General features: G+C 52.1%; 15 protein-coding genes. 6 read left to right on the forward strand and 9 right to left on the reverse strand.

What is annotated here, in order from left to right:
• Positions 1-32: 32 nt before the first annotated feature.
• On the reverse strand, positions 33-1,469 hold the full coding sequence (gene nrfA / locus WHR59_RS22045) for an ammonia-forming nitrite reductase cytochrome c552 subunit (RefSeq protein WP_043018094.1): 1,437 nt from the start codon (positions 1,467-1,469) through the stop codon (positions 33-35).
• A 433-nt stretch (positions 1,470-1,902) separates the two neighbouring features.
• On the opposite strand from nrfA, the gene acs reads away from it, so the two are divergent.
• From acs to actP, 3 genes are all read left to right on the forward strand, one after another.
• A complete protein-coding gene (gene acs, locus WHR59_RS22050; RefSeq protein ID WP_043018093.1) occupies positions 1,903-3,861 on the forward strand; it encodes an acetate--CoA ligase in 1,959 nt (652 codons plus the stop codon).
• Positions 3,862-4,104: 243 nt separating this feature from the next.
• Complete coding sequence (locus WHR59_RS22055; RefSeq protein ID WP_006688274.1) at positions 4,105-4,419, forward strand: DUF485 domain-containing protein; 315 nt, start codon at positions 4,105-4,107, stop codon at positions 4,417-4,419.
• Complete coding sequence (gene actP, locus WHR59_RS22060; RefSeq protein WP_043018092.1) at positions 4,416-6,065, forward strand: cation/acetate symporter ActP; 1,650 nt, start codon at positions 4,416-4,418, stop codon at positions 6,063-6,065. The genes WHR59_RS22055 and actP overlap by 4 nt, the downstream gene beginning before the upstream one ends.
• Before the next feature lie 212 nt (positions 6,066-6,277).
• On the opposite strand, the gene WHR59_RS22065 is transcribed toward actP, so the two are convergent.
• Positions 6,278-7,225, reverse strand: a complete 948-nt coding sequence (locus WHR59_RS22065) for a DUF4431 domain-containing protein (RefSeq protein ID WP_051642778.1) — start codon at positions 7,223-7,225, stop codon at positions 6,278-6,280.
• A gap of 242 nt (positions 7,226-7,467) precedes the next feature.
• Between WHR59_RS22065 and WHR59_RS22070 the strand changes: the two genes are divergently transcribed.
• Positions 7,468-8,757: a Gfo/Idh/MocA family protein gene (locus tag WHR59_RS22070; RefSeq protein WP_043018091.1), complete on the forward strand. Its 1,290-nt coding sequence runs from the start codon at positions 7,468-7,470 to the stop codon at positions 8,755-8,757.
• Positions 8,758-8,771: 14 nt separating this feature from the next.
• On the opposite strand, the gene WHR59_RS22075 is transcribed toward WHR59_RS22070, so the two are convergent.
• Entirely contained in the window at positions 8,772-9,461 is a 690-nt protein-coding gene (locus WHR59_RS22075; RefSeq protein WP_003031745.1) for an LrgB family protein, read from the reverse strand.
• On the reverse strand, positions 9,454-9,864 hold the full coding sequence (locus WHR59_RS22080; protein WP_043018090.1) for a CidA/LrgA family protein: 411 nt from the start codon (positions 9,862-9,864) through the stop codon (positions 9,454-9,456). Before WHR59_RS22080 ends, WHR59_RS22075 begins: the two co-directional genes overlap by 8 nt.
• A gap of 101 nt (positions 9,865-9,965) precedes the next feature.
• On the opposite strand from WHR59_RS22080, the gene WHR59_RS22085 reads away from it, so the two are divergent.
• Positions 9,966-10,856 (forward strand): LysR family transcriptional regulator, encoded by an 891-nt coding sequence (locus WHR59_RS22085; protein WP_043018089.1) that lies wholly within the window; start codon positions 9,966-9,968, stop codon positions 10,854-10,856.
• A gap of 76 nt (positions 10,857-10,932) precedes the next feature.
• Here WHR59_RS22085 and WHR59_RS22090 read toward each other — a convergent pair whose 3' ends face one another.
• The 4 genes from WHR59_RS22090 to soxR form a co-directional block, all read right to left on the reverse strand.
• Positions 10,933-11,424, reverse strand: coding sequence for an REP-associated tyrosine transposase (locus WHR59_RS22090; RefSeq protein ID WP_043018088.1), 492 nt, complete (start codon positions 11,422-11,424; stop codon positions 10,933-10,935).
• A gap of 222 nt (positions 11,425-11,646) precedes the next feature.
• Positions 11,647-13,293, reverse strand: coding sequence for a Na+/H+ antiporter (locus WHR59_RS22095; RefSeq protein ID WP_043018087.1), 1,647 nt, complete (start codon positions 13,291-13,293; stop codon positions 11,647-11,649).
• Between the two features lie 156 nt (positions 13,294-13,449).
• Complete coding sequence (gene ghxP / locus WHR59_RS22100) at positions 13,450-14,799, reverse strand: guanine/hypoxanthine transporter GhxP (protein ID WP_043018086.1); 1,350 nt, start codon at positions 14,797-14,799, stop codon at positions 13,450-13,452.
• 599 nt (positions 14,800-15,398) lie between these two features.
• Positions 15,399-15,857: a redox-sensitive transcriptional activator SoxR gene (gene soxR, locus WHR59_RS22105; RefSeq protein WP_043018085.1), complete on the reverse strand. Its 459-nt coding sequence runs from the start codon at positions 15,855-15,857 to the stop codon at positions 15,399-15,401.
• Between the two features lie 86 nt (positions 15,858-15,943).
• On the opposite strand from soxR, the gene soxS reads away from it, so the two are divergent.
• Positions 15,944-16,267, forward strand: coding sequence for a superoxide response transcriptional regulator SoxS (gene soxS / locus WHR59_RS22110; protein ID WP_016155362.1), 324 nt, complete (start codon positions 15,944-15,946; stop codon positions 16,265-16,267).
• Between the two features lie 2 nt (positions 16,268-16,269).
• Here the strand turns inward: soxS and WHR59_RS22115 are convergent, their stop codons facing one another.
• Positions 16,270-17,856, reverse strand: coding sequence for an EAL domain-containing protein (locus WHR59_RS22115; protein WP_181230889.1), 1,587 nt, complete (start codon positions 17,854-17,856; stop codon positions 16,270-16,272).
• Positions 17,857-18,184: the final 328 nt, after the last annotated feature.

An 18,184-nucleotide genomic window follows, 5' to 3' on the forward strand; every position in this document is an offset into this window, starting at 1 on the left:
GAGTTATCCGCCCCTTGCGGGGCGAAATGGGGTTATTGGCTTAACAGACCGTTTTTACGCGCCTGATCTTCCCACTGCGGAATCACCGTCTTGATGAACTCCTGCTTCTCAGCATTGATTTGCTGCATGTTCAGACCAATCGCTGCCTGAGCTTTCTCTTTAGTAGAGATATCCGGTAACGGGATTTCATGCGTGATGCCTTTGGTCGCCAGCAGACGGACCAGTTTGGTACGCGCATCGGCGGCTTTATCCATTGCGCTACCCAGCATCCGCAGACCTTCTTCCGGGGCGTGCATGTGAATACCATGTGAGGCGATAGACAGGTCCCAGCGCCATTGCGCGTGGCGGATATCTTCCAGAATCGGTTTCATTTCCGCTTCGGTTGCGCCCGCATCCCATGCGGCTTTCGCTTCGAAGTGCGCATGTACCAGTTGATCTTCAACCTTGATTTTCAGGTCATGAATGGCCTGTTTACGCTCGGCGACCACTTTTTGCAGGGACGCTTTGTCCTGGGTATGGCAGTTCGCGCAGGTCTGAGGGAAGTTATCGAACGGGTTACCAATCTTATGGTCGGTGTAGATCTTGCCTTCCGCGTTTTGCACTTTTGGCATGTGGCAGTCGATACAGGTCACGTTGTTCTTGCCGTGAATACCTGCGCTCCAGGTTTCATACTCCGGGTGCTGCGCTTTCAGCATGGGTGTTTTAGACAGGGAGTTGGTCCAGTCAGAGAAAGCAATGTTGTCGTAGTATTTCTCCATGTTCTCGACTTTCATGCCGTCGTCCCACGGAAACTTAACGGCTTTGTTTTTACCGTCGAAGTAGTATTCCACGTGACACTGGCCGCAGACCATGGATTGCTGGTCAAAGCGACCGGCTTTCTCGAACGGTTTGCCGATCGCTTCCATCGCGCGTTCTGCATAAGGACGCGACAGGGTCAGCTCTGGCTTGCCTTTGGCGAAGTCGGGTGACGCGGTGTTATGGCAATCTGCACAACCGAGGTTGTTAACAATTTCCGGACCGCCGCGCGCCCATTTACCGTGGAAGTAGCCATCTTCACCGTCTTTCTGGATAAGACGCGCTACGTCCGGGCTTTTACAGCTCCAGCAAGCCATCGGCAGCGGGCCGTCTTCTGCCGTTTTTGGTGCGCCGGTACGTAAGGTTTCACGGACATCGGTCACGGCATACGCATGTCCACGCGGTTTGTTGTAATCGCGCGAGAATGGATATCCCGCCCACAGGATCACCAGACGCGGATCTTCTGCCAGCGCATCTTCACGGGCTGATTGCTCAGACGTGGCTTTCCAGGAGAGATATTGATCGGGATGCTGAGGAGCGAAGGTTTCATTTTTCGCTTCAACGGTGACGGTTTTTGCGGGTACAGAAGTTTGTTCAGCGTGAACAGCAGAAATAAATAATAAAGGTAATAACAGGCTGAAGAAACGGCGTACGCGTGATTTTATCCTTGCCATAGGGGTCTCATCCAGATGACGCCATTATCTGCAATGGCGGTTCTTTTATTGTTTTCCACAACAGCAACCACACGATACTGTCATGACATTGCTCCACCCTATTTGTAACAAGAAACCACACTGAAAATGTTGTCTTTAATCAATTGTAAGTGTATGTAAAATACCACTTTAGAGTTATAACACCCCTCAAACCTCTCACTCTTTGGTCTAATTCAGAGACAGATCACCTTTTCAATAATCCTTTAGATAACTACATGTTATCGCGAGATTTAATCAATTTTTGCTAGTTCCCTTCAAAATTCAGTTTGTCGCTAATTTGCACAATTCGTTTATTGCGTGATCTGCCGCGCAAATACTAAACAAAACTCTCAATGCCCCTACATTTAACGTTTATGAGACATATTATTAACATCCTACAAGGAGAACAAAAGCCATGAGCCAAATACATAAACACGCTATTCCCGCAAACATTGCGGATCGTTGCCTGATAAATCCGGAGCAGTACGAAGCGAAGTACCAGCAATCTGTTAACGAACCCGACACATTTTGGGGCGAGCAGGGAAAGATTCTTGATTGGATCAAACCGTACAGCCAGGTGAAGAACACCTCGTTTGCGCCAGGCAACGTCTCGATTAAATGGTATGAAGATGGCACGCTAAACCTGGCAGCGAACTGCCTCGACCGTCATCTGCAGGCAAATGGCGATCGTACCGCCATCATCTGGGAAGGCGACGACGCCACCCAAAGCAAACATATTACCTACCGCGAGCTGCATCGCGATGTCTGTCGTTTTGCCAATACATTACTGGATTTAGGCATTAAAAAAGGTGATGTGGTGGCAATTTATATGCCGATGGTGCCGGAAGCTGCGGTCGCCATGCTGGCCTGCGCCCGCATTGGCGCGGTGCATTCGGTCATCTTCGGTGGTTTCTCACCGGAGGCCGTCGCCGGACGTATCATCGACTCTAATTCACGCCTGGTGATCACAGCCGACGAAGGCGTGCGCGCCGGACGCGCTATCCCGTTGAAAAAGAACGTCGATGATGCGCTGAAAAACCCGAACGTGAAAACCGTTGAACATGTAGTCGTCCTCAAACGTACTGGCGGTAAAACGGAATGGCAGGAAGGCCGTGACCTGTGGTGGTCCGATCTTATCGAGAAAGCCAGCCCGGAACATCAGCCAGAAGAAATGAACGCGGAAGATCCGCTGTTTATCCTGTATACCTCCGGTTCAACTGGCAAACCGAAAGGCGTGCTGCACACCACCGGCGGGTATCTGGTCTACGCCGCAACCACCTTTAAGTACGTGTTTGACTACCATCAGGGCGATATTTATTGGTGTACCGCTGACGTAGGTTGGGTAACCGGACACAGCTACCTGCTGTACGGTCCGCTGGCCTGCGGCGCAACCACGCTGATGTTCGAAGGCGTGCCAAACTGGCCTACTCCGGCACGAATGTCGCAGGTTGTGGACAAGCACCAGGTCAATATTCTGTATACCGCACCGACCGCCATCCGCGCCCTGATGGCAGAAGGCGATAAAGCGATTGAAGGTACTGACCGTTCGTCGCTGCGTATCCTGGGTTCCGTTGGCGAGCCGATCAACCCGGAAGCATGGGAGTGGTACTGGAAGAAGATCGGCAACGAAAAATGTCCGGTCGTCGATACCTGGTGGCAGACTGAAACCGGGGGATTCATGATCACCCCGCTGCCGGGCGCCACCGAGCTGAAAGCCGGTTCCGCAACCCGTCCGTTCTTTGGCGTACAGCCTGCGATTGTCGATAACGAAGGTAATCCACTGGAAGGCGCGACCGAAGGCAACCTGGTAATTACCGACTCGTGGCCGGGCCAGGCGAGAACGCTGTTTGGCGATCACGAACGCTTTGAGCAAACCTATTTCTCCACCTTCAAGAATATGTACTTCAGCGGCGACGGCGCACGCCGTGATGAAGATGGTTATTACTGGATCACCGGCCGTGTGGACGATGTGCTGAACGTCTCTGGTCACCGTCTGGGAACGGCAGAAATCGAATCGGCGTTGGTGTCGCATCCGAAGATTGCCGAAGCCGCGGTAGTCGGTATTCCGCATAATATTAAAGGCCAGGCGATCTACGCCTACGTCACGCTGAATCACGGCGAAGAGCCGTCACCTGAGTTGTACGCCGAGGTTCGCAACTGGGTGCGTAAAGAAATTGGTCCGTTGGCAACGCCAGACGTGCTGCACTGGACCGACTCACTGCCGAAAACCCGCTCCGGCAAAATCATGCGCCGTATCCTGCGTAAAATCGCGGCGGGCGATACCAGCAATCTGGGCGATACCTCGACCCTCGCCGATCCGGGCGTGGTAGAGAAACTGCTCGAAGAGAAGCAGGCCATCGCGATGCCATCATAACAAAGTCCTGAAAATGCCGGATGGTGACGCGAAAGCGTCTTATCCGGCCTACAAATCTGACCCTACCCTCTCTTCATCCGGGAGGGAAATATAAAAAACCTCCCCCAAAGGATTTCGTGTTACAGGAAGGCGGCAAGCGAGCACATCCCCAGGAGCATAGTTCACTATGTGACTGGGGTGGGCGAGTGCGGCCAACGAACCTGTAGCACGAAAGACGCAGGGGGACCTCTGGAGAGCTCTGTGATGAATGACAATATTTATCAGCGGATAGAAGACAGTGCGCGTTTCAGGGAGTTAGTTGAAAAACGGCAACGGTTTGCCACCATTCTGTCCATCATCATGCTGGCAGTTTATATCAGCTTTATATTATTGATTGCCTTTGCGCCGGGCTGGCTGGGTACTCCGCTACACGCGGGAACCAGCGTCACCCGCGGTATTCCGATTGGGGTCGGTGTGATCCTCATCTCTTTCATCCTGACCGGGATCTACATCTGGCGGGCAAATGGTGAATTCGATCGCCTGAACAATGCGGTTCTGCACGAGGTTAAAGCATCATGAAGAGAGTCCTGACGGCGCTTGCCGCCACGCTGCCCTTCGCCGCAAACGCGGCGGATGCTATTAGTGGTGCAGTCCAACGCCAGCCAACCAACTGGCAGGCGATTGTTATGTTCCTGATTTTCGTCATCTTTACGCTCGGCATAACCTACTGGGCGTCTAAGCGCGTACGTTCGCGGAATGACTACTACACCGCTGGCGGTAACATCACCGGTTTCCAGAACGGGCTGGCGATTGCGGGCGACTATATGTCGGCGGCATCGTTCCTCGGGATTTCCGCGCTAGTGTTTACCTCGGGTTATGACGGGCTGATCTATTCCCTTGGCTTCCTGGTTGGCTGGCCAATTATCCTGTTCCTGATTGCTGAGCGTTTGCGTAACCTGGGTCGTTACACCTTTGCAGACGTTGCTTCCTACCGTCTGAAACAAGGCCCAATCCGTATTCTGTCGGCCTGTGGTTCCCTTGTGGTGGTCGCGCTGTACCTGATCGCCCAGATGGTCGGCGCAGGTAAGCTGATTGAGCTGCTATTTGGTCTGAACTATCACATCGCCGTGGTGCTGGTTGGCGTATTGATGATGATGTACGTCCTGTTTGGCGGCATGCTGGCGACCACCTGGGTACAGATCATCAAAGCCGTTCTGTTGCTGTTCGGCGCCAGCTTTATGGCCTTTATGGTGATGAAGCACGTCGGCTTTAGCTTCAACAACCTGTTCACCGAAGCGATGGCGGTACACCCGAAAGGTTCAGCCATTATGAGCCCGGGAGGACTGGTTAAAGATCCGATCTCCGCGCTGTCGTTAGGTCTCGGCCTGATGTTTGGTACGGCAGGCTTGCCGCACATCCTGATGCGTTTCTTCACGGTAAGCGATGCCCGCGAAGCGCGTAAGAGCGTGTTCTACGCCACCGGTTTTATGGGTTATTTCTACATCCTGACCTTTATCATCGGCTTTGGCGCAATCATGCTGGTAGGGGCTAATCCGGCGTACAAAGACGCTGCAGGTGCGTTGATTGGCGGTAACAACATGGCAGCGGTTCACCTGGCGAACGCGGTGGGCGGTAACCTGTTCCTCGGTTTCATCTCAGCCGTGGCATTTGCCACCATCCTGGCGGTGGTTGCCGGCCTGACGCTGGCGGGTGCATCGGCAGTCTCTCATGACCTGTACGCCAACGTGTTCCGCAAAGGCGCAACCGAACGTGAAGAGCTGAGAGTCTCGAAAATCACCGTACTGGTGTTGGGCGTGATTGCTATTCTGCTCGGCGTGCTGTTTGAGAACCAGAACATCGCCTTCATGGTAGGCCTGGCGTTTGCTATCGCGGCCAGCTGCAACTTCCCCATCATTCTGCTCTCCATGTACTGGTCAAGACTGACCACGCGTGGCGCGATGCTGGGCGGCTGGTTAGGTCTGCTGACGGCGGTGGTGCTGATGATTCTTGGCCCGACGATTTGGGTCCAGATCCTCGGTCACGAAAAAGCTATTTTCCCGTATGAGTATCCGGCGCTGTTCTCCATTAGCGTAGCATTCCTCGGGATTTGGTTCTTCTCTGCTACCGACAACTCAGAAGAAGGCAATCGCGAACGCGAGCAGTTCCGTGCTCAGTTCATCCGTTCCCAGACCGGGTACGGCGTAGAACAAGGTCGCGCACACTAACTCCTTCTCTTCCCCGGTCATTTTGGCCGGGGAAGACATTCAGCAAATCATCCAGGATTCTCATCCGTTATAAAGCGACGAGCAGGTACAGCGATAAGCAACAGGAAAACAATCGCACACACAAGATTTAGCCACTGCCAGCCCATAAATAAATCATTAAGCATTTTTAACATCCTTTTCTATTTTTATTCCATTCCATCTGTAATACGTCATTAGTCTGCAGTAAAACTCCCCGTCAGTCGCAGTTTGCCATCAACCAGCTTGAACATATATGACGTCGCGCCGTCACAATTTTCTGAAAGACCGGGGAGTTGCTCATTTGCACTTGTCCCCTGCGAAGTAAAAAGAATACCGTCTGTAAGTTCCCCTTGAGCGATGGTATCGCATGTTCCTGTAACGGTATGACGTTTACCGTTTTCTTCATAATAAAACATGCCATCTTCATCCGCTGGAAAATAGCGACGTTGCTGCTCACGTTCCGAAAGTGTGTTAATTCTGTACTCGTTTATCATCAGTGATTCAGCATCAACGCCGATATTGGTCAGCATCTGCAGATGCGCCATAATCTGCTGCGAATTTTGGTCAAATACAGCCTCGGTAAGTACTTCTTCCTGACGATTTTCGTCATAAGCAATAAAGTCAAATAGCGTCCCCTGCAAAGGAAAGACAAAATATGTTTTCAACGCGACAACATTTTTCTCTCGCAACGCCTGTTGGAACTGTTGAAACTGAATTAGCGCGCTTTTCTTTTGTTCTGGCGTGGTGATGGGAGTAACGTTTTTGGCGCTATCAAGAATAAGCAGCACAGAAGTAAAGTGACGACCCGTCTGGGCATACATCGTTTTCCCGGTCAGGATGACATCTTTTCCCAGAGAAGGAGCAAGATCGGCGTAACCAGGCTTATTTTTGCCCATCAATATAAGCTGTACTAGCGGAACACTTTCACGCTCACCAGTAACATCGCACTCAAACGGTTGATCCAATTTAAGATAATCATAAGTTACCGCCTCATCGCCATCTTTAATGCTTTCGTAATTTGGCGGACCGGGTAACGTCTGTTGTATTAATGTTCCCTGCAATGTCACCCGTTGGTCTTCATCAGGACACCAGGCCAAAACGGCATGACTGAACAAGAGAGCAGATAACCACAAATATTTCACGCTGCGCGTCCTTACAATGGCGAGTAACATTTATCACTATTCTAAGGCGTGAACATAAATTTAAACATAGCCTCTAAGAAAATAAGAATCTCGCCCCCTCCGCCGATCATTTTGGTCGGGATCACATTTTTCCCTCTACGTTGTATCCATCTTCCGCATTAGCGCTATTGTACAAAAATCAAATTGAAACATTGTTTTTATTACATCGATACTGCAATTCATTTTTGAAGAATGAGGATGTTATGAAGAAATATGCCCTGGTAGGAACCGGCGGGCGCGCGGGACTTTACATCAGCGCGATTGGCGGGCAATGGAAGGAAAATGCTCGTTTGGTTGCCTTTTGCGACACCAATCAAACGCGTATGAATTACGCAAACCAGCTTCTGAAGAACGAAGGCGCAGCCCCTGTCTCCACCTGGAAAGCGCAGCAGTTTGAAGAGATGATCCGAGAAACTCGCCCGGATATCATCATTGTAACTACCATGGACCGGACTCACGACGACTACATCGTGCGTGCGCTACGCGCGGGCTGCGATGTAATCACCGAAAAACCGATGACCATCGATGAGCAACGCGCCCTGCGGATTCTGGACGCCATTGAAGAGACCGGACGTCAGGTACGCGTCGCCTTTAACTATCGCTATGCGCCGCACCACAGCAAAGTTCGCGAACTGCTGATGAACGGTACGATTGGCGAAGTTTATTCGGTTCACTTTGAATGGTTGCTCAATACCGAGCACGGTGCCGATTATTTCCGCCGCTGGCATCGCGAAAAACGGAATAGCGGCGGCTTATTAGTACATAAATCCACTCACCATTTTGATCTGATGAACTTCTGGCTGGGCAGTTATCCGGAGCGGGTGTATGCCGAAGGTAGCCTGCGTTTCTACGGAAAAGAGAACGCCGAACGCCGGGGCGTGACGCAATTTTACCCGCGCACTCACGGCTATGCGCAGGCCAAAGACGATCCGTTTGCGCTGCATATGGCCGAGAATCCTCAGCTTAAAGCGCTCTATCTGGATGCCGAACACGAAGATAACTATTTTCGCGACCAGAGCGTGTTCAGCGACGGTATCACCATTGAAGACACCATGTCGGTGCTGGTGAAATATCAGAATCAGGTGCAGCTTACCTATTCACTGAACACCTGGCTGCCATGGGAAGGCTTGAACGTGGTGTTTAACGGTAGCGAAGGCCGCCTGGAGATGAAAATCGTTGAGAAATCCTACGTCAACGCCGGAGGGGAGCGGGACAACGAAGGCAGCCTTGAAGCCTGTGACATCACTGTTTTCCCGATGTTTGCCGCGCCGTGGCAGGCTGATTTTACCCTCGGCGAAGGCGGTCACGGTGGCGGTGATAACGCCATGCTGGCGGATCTGTTTGGCGAGCCGCGGCACGATCCGTTGCAGCGTGCCGCCGACCATCGCGCCGGCGCCATGTCGATTTTGACCGGTATCGCCGGGAATATTTCCATGCAGCAACAGCGGCCGGTGAATTTTAAAGAATTCTCGCTGATTTCACGCTTGAAATAGCACACCGCCGCTGGTCAGAACATCAGCCTTGCGACCAGCGGCGCTACCAGCACCATCACTACGCCTGAAAGCATCATCACCAGGCTGGCAACCACGCCCTCCTGCTGGCCCAGCTCATAGGAGCGCGCCGTGCCTGCACCATGCGATGCGGCGCCAAATCCTGCGCCTTTCGCCATCCCTTCACGAATGGAAAGTCGTAAAAACAGCACATCGCCGACCGCCATACCGAATACACCGGTCACCACCACGAACAATGCCACCAGGTCCGGCTGCCCGCCCAACGGCTCTGCCGCCGCCAGCGCAAACGGCGTAGTGACGGAGCGCACCGCCAGACTGCGCTGGATTTCATCAGGCAGCATAAACAGACGCGCCAACCAAACGGAACTGGTGACAGCCACCAGCGTAGCCGTCACTACGCCCGCCGTCAGCGACATCCAATGGCGCTTAATCACCGCAAGGTTGTCATAAACCGGCACGGCAAAGGCGATGGTTGCAGGTCCCAGCAGCCACAGCAGCCAGTGCGATTCACCAATATAGTTTTGCCAGGAGATGTGCCCAAAGACCAGCATCAGCACCAGCAGCGCCGGAGTGAGCACCAATGGCATCAGCGGTAATTTACGAAATCGGCGATACAGGCGCTTGTTGGCAAAATAGATGCCCAGCGTAATCACCAGACACAGCACGCTTAGCTGGAAATTACTCACGGTTTAGCCTGCTCATTTCATAGCGATACACTTTATCCACCACCCACGCCGTTGCGCCAAGCACCATCACCGTACTTAGCGCAATGACGGAAAATATGCGCCAGCCATCGACCAACAACAGCTGCGTGTAGTTGACGACGGCCACCACCGCCGGGACAAAAAATAGCAGCATTTCAGCCAGTAACCAGCGAGCCCCAGCGCGGATCCAGTTCAGCGGGATAACCCGACAGACAATCAACGCCAACATCAGCACCATCCCCACCAGGTTGGCAGGAAGCGGCAAATGCAGCCAGGAGACAAGATATTGAGCAAATACAAATAGACCTGCGTACAACAGAACCTGAACGGGTATCTGAAGTCGATGAATAACGGCAGGCGTCACGCGGCTTATCGCCACAGCCATGAGGGTATGTCCTTAAAAAATAGAGAGCGCCAGTATAGAGAGCCCCCATCCAGGACTGAAATGAATTAAACTCATTGCAGGCATAGTCTTAAGGAATAATCATGGATATCAGAACGCTGCGCTATTTTGTTGAGGTGGTTCGTCAGCAGAGCTTTACCCGCGCAGCGGAGAAGCTTTTTGTCACCCAACCCACCATCAGCAAGATGTTGAAGAACCTTGAAGACGAGCTTAACTGCACGCTGTTAATCCGCGACGGTCGGCGGCTGCTGTTAACCGACACCGGACAGGTCGTTTTCGAACGTGGCCTGGCGATCCTTGCCGAGTTTCGCCAGCTCGAAGCCGAACTTAGCGACATTAATCATCTCAACAAGGGCGTGCTGCGCCTCGGTATCCCGCCCATGGTGGGTATGTTGATGGCCGGGCCGATCGGCCTGTTTCGCCAGCGCTATCCCGGCGTTGAGCTGAAGATATCTGAATTTGGCGGCTTAACCGTTCAGCAGGCGGTGATAAACGGCGATCTGGATGTCGCGATGACTGCGCTGCCAGTTGAGGAAGAGAGCGGTCTGGCGACCTTACCGCTTTTTAGTCATCCGCTCTGCGTGCTGGTCCCCCGCTCCGGTCAGTGGACAACGTGCGAATCTATTTCCCCCGAGGCATTAGCGGAGCATCCGCTGCTTATCTATAACGAAGATTTCGCATTGAGCCGCCAATTGCTTAAGCTGTTTAGCCAACACAACGTCAAGCCCCGCATCGCGGTTCGCAGCGGGCAGTGGGATTTTCTGGCGGCGATGGTGCAAGCCGGTGTCGGGATTGCTATTTTACCGGAGCCGATTTGCCAGCGCCTGGATAAGCAGACGCTGCGCTGGATCCCCCTGGAGAGCGATTTACGTTGGCAGTTGGGTATGATTTGGCGCGACGGTGTATATCTGTCGCACAGCGCCAAGGCGTGGCTCAAATGCTGTGAAGGGTTTTGGCTAACCCAAGAGGTGTAAAATGCCGGATGCGGCTTAACGCCTTATCCGGCCTACATCGGTATGCCGGTGTTGTAGGCCTGATAAGCGTAGCGCATCAGGCACGTTCACCCGCATTAAAATCCATGATTTCACCTGCCCAATCTTGCGGGTACAAACCATGCATCACATCACGATGAAATGTTGAAAAAGGCCAGTCCTGTACCTGTTTTACCCAGCCGTGCTTCACCGGGTTAATGTAAATATAATCAACATGCTGGCGATAATCATGTTCATCACGGATGGTGTGCTCCCAAAAGCGAGATTGCCAGATATGTCGGGAAGACAATGAGTGGGTGAAATGCTTCTTAATTTCCCGCCAGCGAGAGGAATAATCCGCATCATTGTCAGGTAACGTCCATATGCAATGCATATGCTCGGGTAAAACGACCCACGCATTAATGCGAAAAGGCCTAACCTTTTTGACCGCAGCGATTGCACACCGAAGCGCGTGAATGTTGGCAGTCAGAAGATGGCTTCGACGGTCCTGCAGATTTACCGTAAAAAACCAGGTTCCCCCATTAATGTAATTTCGTCGATAGTTGGACATGTTTCCCCCTTTCCTCAACCGTATGGAGAAAAGAGGGAATCGACAAGAGGGATGGATTCGTTCAGGAAAGCCGCTCGCAAATTACACGATGAATAATTTCTTGCAGCCAGTTGCGCGCCATTTGGCACACCCTTCGCCGGATGCGGCTAGCGCCTTATCCGGCCTACATCGCTGTTGCCGGTTTTGTAGGCCTGATAAGCGTAGCGCATCAGGCACGCTCGTTTACTGGTTCTCGATCAACAGCGCTTCGAGCAAATCCAGATCGTGCAGCAGTTTTTGCAGCGTTTCATTGCTGATTTCCCGCGTGGCGCGCAGATGATAAAGTTCCGCGCGCTCTGAGCGCAGCGCTGCCAGGCGGAAACGCCGTTCGAGATTTTCTTCCTGCATCGAGCTTTCCACGTCATTGCGTCCGTCGGCACGTCGACGCAGGTTACCGATGACGCGTGAACTCACCTCGGTGAGCAACTGGTTGTCGATGTTCTCTTCGCTGTCCGCAGCCAGACGTTCCTCCATTTTCTGGATGGCGACAATCGCCACTTCCGCCGTAGCTGCGCGGGCAATACGTTCCTCTTTCTGCTGCTGCGAGTGGTCTGCCACTTCCAGATGCTGTAGCAGAATCGGCAGCATCACCACGCCAACAAACAGCGAGAACAGAATCACGCCCGCAGCCAGGAAGATCAGCTCATAGCGCGCCGGGAAGCCGCTACCATCCGGTAGCAGCAGCGGAATGGAGAGCACACCGGCAAGGGTAATAGCCCCACGCACCCCCGCAAAGGAGGCTATCAGGATTTCACGCGTCGTCCAGGATCCAAACTCCATCGGTTTTTTCTTCAGGAAGCGCAGGCTGAACTTCTTCATGGTCCACAGCCAGCCAAAACGTACCAGCATCAGCGCCACGTAAATCAGCACGATATCGGTAAACAGCATCCAGATTTCAACGTTCGGGTCGACTTCTGCCGCCGCCAAAGATGACTCCAGAATTCCCGGCAACTGCAGTCCTAACAGCAAGAACACCATGCCGTTAAACACAAATTCCAGCATCGCCCAGGTGCTGTTAGCGCGCAAACGCATCGCCAGCGGCGCACGGCGCATTACTCCAGAACGGGTAATCGTCATCCCGGCAGCGACCGCCGCGAGGATGCCTGAAACACCAATGTGTTCCGCAATCAGATAAGACGCAAACGGCAGCAGAAACAGCAGAACGATTTGCGTTGCGGGCTCATCACCGCCCCAGCGGCTAAGAAAACGCAGGGAGCGCCCGTACAGCCAACTGACGACAAAACCGGCCAGGATGCCGCCAATCGCCACTTTGAAGAACTCAACCGTCGCGCCGCCGACGGTAAATACCATCGTGCCCATCGCCACGGCTACGGCAAATTTCAGCGAGACCAGGCCGGACGCATCGTTCATCAACGCTTCGCCCTGCAGGATGCCCATGATTTTCTTCGGTATGCGTCCCTCCCCCACAATGCCGGAGAGCGCCACGGCATCGGTTGGCGACAGAACGGCGGCCAGCGCAAAGGCCGGGATGAGAGGGATCCCCGGCACCAGCCAGTAAATCATAAAGCCAATCCCGACCACCGTAACCAGAACCAGCGCCAGCGCAAGGCCGAAGATCTCTCGCCCGTGCTCGAGAAACTCACGCGTTGGCGTCTTCCAGCCATCAGCAAAGAGCAACGGCGGGATGAACAGAACCAAAAACAGCTCAGGATCGAATTCCACATGCAAACCAAACGTCGGCCACGCCAGCAAGGCGCCGATGGCGATCTGCATAAGGGGTAAAGGGAGTTGGAAGGGCAATACGCGAGTAAATACCCCCGACAGCGAGACCACAAGGGTCATGATGAGTATGGTGAAAAAGATTTCCATGCGTTCCCTGTTTGCGATGTTTCTTATGATTGGTGATAAAGGCGTCGTGCCTTAATTCTATCTACTTGAGAGTAACGCAAAAGACAACGAGTGTGTTCTGAAATTAAAAACGGGCGGCCAAAGCCACCCGTTTTAAGGATCTTCAACGGATGAGGATCAGATAGCCCAACCACCTGCGTAGAAGGCCACCAGCGCGATGGCGATGACCACAGTGCCGATGTTCAGTTTGCGCCATTCGCCAGAGACGATACGGCCAATCACCAGGGTAGCAAAGCCAATCATAATGCCGGTAACGATGTTACAAGTCAGCACGATAAATACGGCCGTTACCAGTCCAGCCATAGCGTCAACAAAGTCAGCAAAGTCGATTTTCGCGACGTTGCTCAGCATCAACAGACCCACATACATCAGCGCAGGCGCCGTTGCGTACACAGGTACAAGATAAGAGAGCGGAGAAAGGAACAGGATCAGCAGGAACAGTACGCCAACGGTGATCGCCGTCAGGCCGGTTTTACCGCCTGCCGCCGTACCCGCTGCGGATTCAATATAAACCGCAGCCGGTGCAGCGCCCACCAGACCAGAGAACACGCTGCTCAGTGAGTCGGTGGTCAGCGCTTTGCCGCCATCAATAATCTGTCCGTCTTTATCAAGCAGGTTCGCCTGTCCAGCCACCGCGCGGATGGTTCCGGTCGCATCGAAGACAGCAGTCATGACCAGCGCCAGCACGCTCGGCAGTACGATCGGGTTCAGTGCGCCCATAATATCCAGGCTGCCAATCAGCGAGTTGCCGTTCTCGTCGCTCAGCGACGGCATGGCAAAAATACCGGAGAAATGCACGGCTGGGTCAAAAATCAGGCCGACGATGGAAATACCGATAATGGTCAGCAGAATGCCGCCCGGCACTTTCAGTTTTTCGAGACCAATAATCACCGCCAGACCAATCAGCGACATAATCACCGGGAAGGTATCGAAGTCGCCCAGCGCAACCGGCAGGCCGTCCAGCGGGTTCTTAATCACCAGACCAACACCGTTTGCCGCAATCAGCAGCAGGAACAGGCCGATACCAATCCCCGTACCGTGCGCAACACCTTGCGGCAGATTGCGCAGGATCCAGCTACGAATACCGGTCGCGGAAATAATGGTAAACAGGACACCCATCAGGAACACTGCGCCCAGCGCAACGGGCACGCTGATATGCTGCCCCAGCACCAGGCTGAATGCGGTAAACGCCGTCAGAGAAATGGCACAGCCAATTGCCAGCGGCAGGTTTGCCCACAGGCCCATCACAATAGAACCGACGCCCGCGACCAGACAGGTCGCCACAAATACGGCGGCAGGCGGGAATCCGGCTTTACCCAGCATCCCCGGAACCACGATAACGGAGTAAACCATGGCCAGGAACGTCGTTAATCCGGCAACGACTTCCTGACGAACGGTACTGCCGCGAAGCGAAATTTTAAACCAGGCGTCGAGTGAACCGCCGGTACGCGCTGAAGGCGTAGACATAGAAAACATCCCCTGAGAGTTTATTTTTTCGTCATTATGCGTGCTGGACAATCCACTGCCTGCTAAACGTTTTCTCCATGTGCCAGGTTTGCGTCAATAGGGGTGTCGCAAAAAAGCAAACGTTTAGCTCCGCGCATAAAAAACGGGTGGTAAAAAAAAGCAAACGATTATCCAGCGATCATACGCTGGTTTTCAACTGAACTTTGCCGCTTTTTACTCATTTCTTCTTATAACGCGCAATAAATAATCAGTCGATGCGCAAACGTTATCGTCAATGCGCAATCTGGCAACAAATTTCGCGGAGTTATTACAACATCGGAGTTCCTTTTTCGCGCAAACTTGCGCAAGAAAATCGGTGAAGATGCGGAAAATTTTTTGGCTAAAAAAACAGCATTTCACTGGCAAATGGAGAGAGGTGGCTTACACTTACATTATCAACACAGGCCGGAACCTCCCCTAATGTGCTCGACCGAGGGGTGTTGATGTCGGGGGAAACCCTCCCGTGAACCAGCGGGATAGAGTGAAAGACAAAGACCGGAACCAAACTAAAGCGCCCTCTGTGGCGCTTTAGTTTTATACCCGGCACATTTTTGAACCAATCAATCATCTTCCAGCAGGCGCGCCCCGGTCCCCTGCTCGCCAAGCTGATCGCCTGGGTTACGCAACGGGCAATCACTGCGTGACAAACAACCGCAACCAATACACCCATCCAGCTCATCGCGTAGTGCCACCAAAGTATGAATACGTCGGTCCAACTCTTCACGCCATTGCGAAGAGAGTTGTTTCCACTCTTTGGCACTGAGTGAATGTCCTTCAGGTAATACGCCGAGCGCGTCACCGATCGTGGCCAGAGGGATCCCGATGCGTTGAGCAATCTTGATAATCGCCACATAACGCAACACATCACGTTTATATCGGCGCTGATTGCCGCTGTTGCGCATACTGCTGATTAACCCTTTGCTTTCATAGAAATGCAGGGTTGATACCGCCACGCCGCTACGCCTGGCGACTTCACCTGGCGTGAGGAGCGCTTTTATCCGGGGTAATTTCTTTTCCATAAATCGCTTTACCTCAAGTTAACTTGAGGAATTATACTCGCCCGCAGACAAAACGACGAATCGAATACTGAGAAAGAGGCAGCCCTATGTCCCATCAGCAGATTATTCAGACCCTTATTGAATGGATTGACGACCATATCGATCAGCCGCTGAACATTGAGGCGGTGGCGAAAAAATCAGGTTACTCGAAGTGGTATTTACAGAGAATGTTCCGCACGGTGATGCGCCAGACGTTGGGTGACTACATCCGTCAGCGTCGACTTTTACTGGCCGCTGTTGAACTGCGAACGACTGAGCGACCTATTTTCGATATCGCGATGGATCTTGGTTATGTATCGCAACAAACCTTCTCGCGCGTGTTTCGCCGCGAGTTTGATCGTACCCCCAGCGATTACCGCCATCGCCTGTAAGATTATTGCCCGCTCTGCGTCAGTATAGCGGGCGACCGTTGTATCCACTGCATGAACTCCTGCGACGGCAGTGCTTTCGCGAAATACCAGCCCTGACAATACTGTACGCCGTGTTCGCGCAGCCACTCGATTTGCTCACTCGTCTCTACCCCTTCCGCAATCATCTTCAGATGTAAGCTTTGCGCCATTTCGATGATATGTTCGGCAATCAGGTGACTGGTGCTGTTAGTGGACAGTGTGCTAATAAACGATTTGTCGATCTTCAGGATATCGATATTCAACGCGGATAAATTATGTAGATTGGAATATCCCGTGCCAAAATCATCAAACGCCACTTCATAACCGGCCTGGCGAAACGCCTGGATTACCGGGGTCATTTTATCTATATCAATAAATCCGCGCTCCGTTACCTCGACTTTAATTTGCCGGGGCGCCACAGAGTACTCACGGTTTTTGTCGGTAATCAGGGCAATGAGTCGGGATGAATGAAAGTCAGAAGCCGAGAGATTTATCGAGATATAAAGTTGAGGATGCGCGGCAAGAAAGTATCCTAAATCGTTGAACACCTCTTCAACTACATAATCCGTGATCCGCTCAATCATTCCCTCTTGTTCAGCCAGCGGAATAAACTCGGTCGGGCTCATCACTTCACCATTACCGCCAGGCCAGCGCAGCAGAGCCTCAGCCCCAACGCACTGACCGTTTTTGATATCAATGATCGGCTGGTAGTGCAGACGCAGTTGACGTTTTTTGATTGCGCGTTTTAACAAGCGGCGAGGAGATAAGTATTCCTGGCGCGTGCGCCACCATATTAACAGCATCAGGATGCTGCAGATGACCCCGAAAGGAATCGTTACTGCAGCCTCGTGATAGAAAATCGAATTTATGCGTTTATCTGAGGTCGAGGCAATAATCGCAATCGGACGTTTTTCTGAATGCACGATGGTATAGAAGCGATCGTCCAGTTGGAAGGTAGAGGCTTCACCGCGCACCAACGGCAGTAATTGCGCAATATGCGCCCCTTCACTGGTAGAGAAAAAGGTATCCGTTACCGTGTCGTACACGCCCCAGGACAGATCCGGATCCTCTGACATGACTTCGCTGTATGATAATGGGTTGATGACGACAACGTAGTTTCCGCGTTGCATATACGTCATTCGGTAGCCAGCGAAAAAGGGGGTATCGCGATAGTAATAGATGGAGACGTCCGGCGTACGTTTATAGTCGGCGGTCGGCATAATATAGGTGACAGGCGGCACCATCGACGTAGAGCACAAAAAATGATCGCCCTGCGCATAAATTAGCTCGCTGATATATAAACGGCCACGAATAATATTTAGCATATTTTTCTGATGTGCCGGGGTACACATCTTACCCTGATACAACTGGGCCATATCACGCGCTAAATCGGCTTGTTGGATCACCAGTTCAGTTTTATTTAACACCAGTTGAGCAAAAGAACGAAGTTGATTACGGGTTTCGGACATTGCCCTGATTTGAGCAAACCATAACGCCAGTACCACGGGGAGCAATACCACCATGAATGTTCCCAGGAACTTCAGCATCTTGCGACGCGCACTGTGATTCATGTCAGCCCAATTTCCCTGTTTCGTATATGCCAGAACCCATTAAGGCAAGATGCAATAAACACCGACTGATTAAGTTGCATGAATCTATCAGTATTAGCAACAGACTTCTCTATGTAAAAGTCTGATAATAGTTGATGATGATATTATTTTTCCGTAAGGCAAACTTAAAGTTATGCTTATTTCATAACGTTATTATCCCCAAGGAGTAATTTTTTATGAGCATTATCCTGGTAAGATTTAAGAAATTCATTAAATTTTTTTAACGATTAATTTAGGATAAATTAAACAGGTAATGTAAATGCACCTTTAAGATTGGTTATTTAGTATC

Source organism: Citrobacter europaeus, from assembly GCF_037482245.1.
Taxonomy (GTDB): domain Bacteria; phylum Pseudomonadota; class Gammaproteobacteria; order Enterobacterales; family Enterobacteriaceae; genus Citrobacter; species Citrobacter europaeus.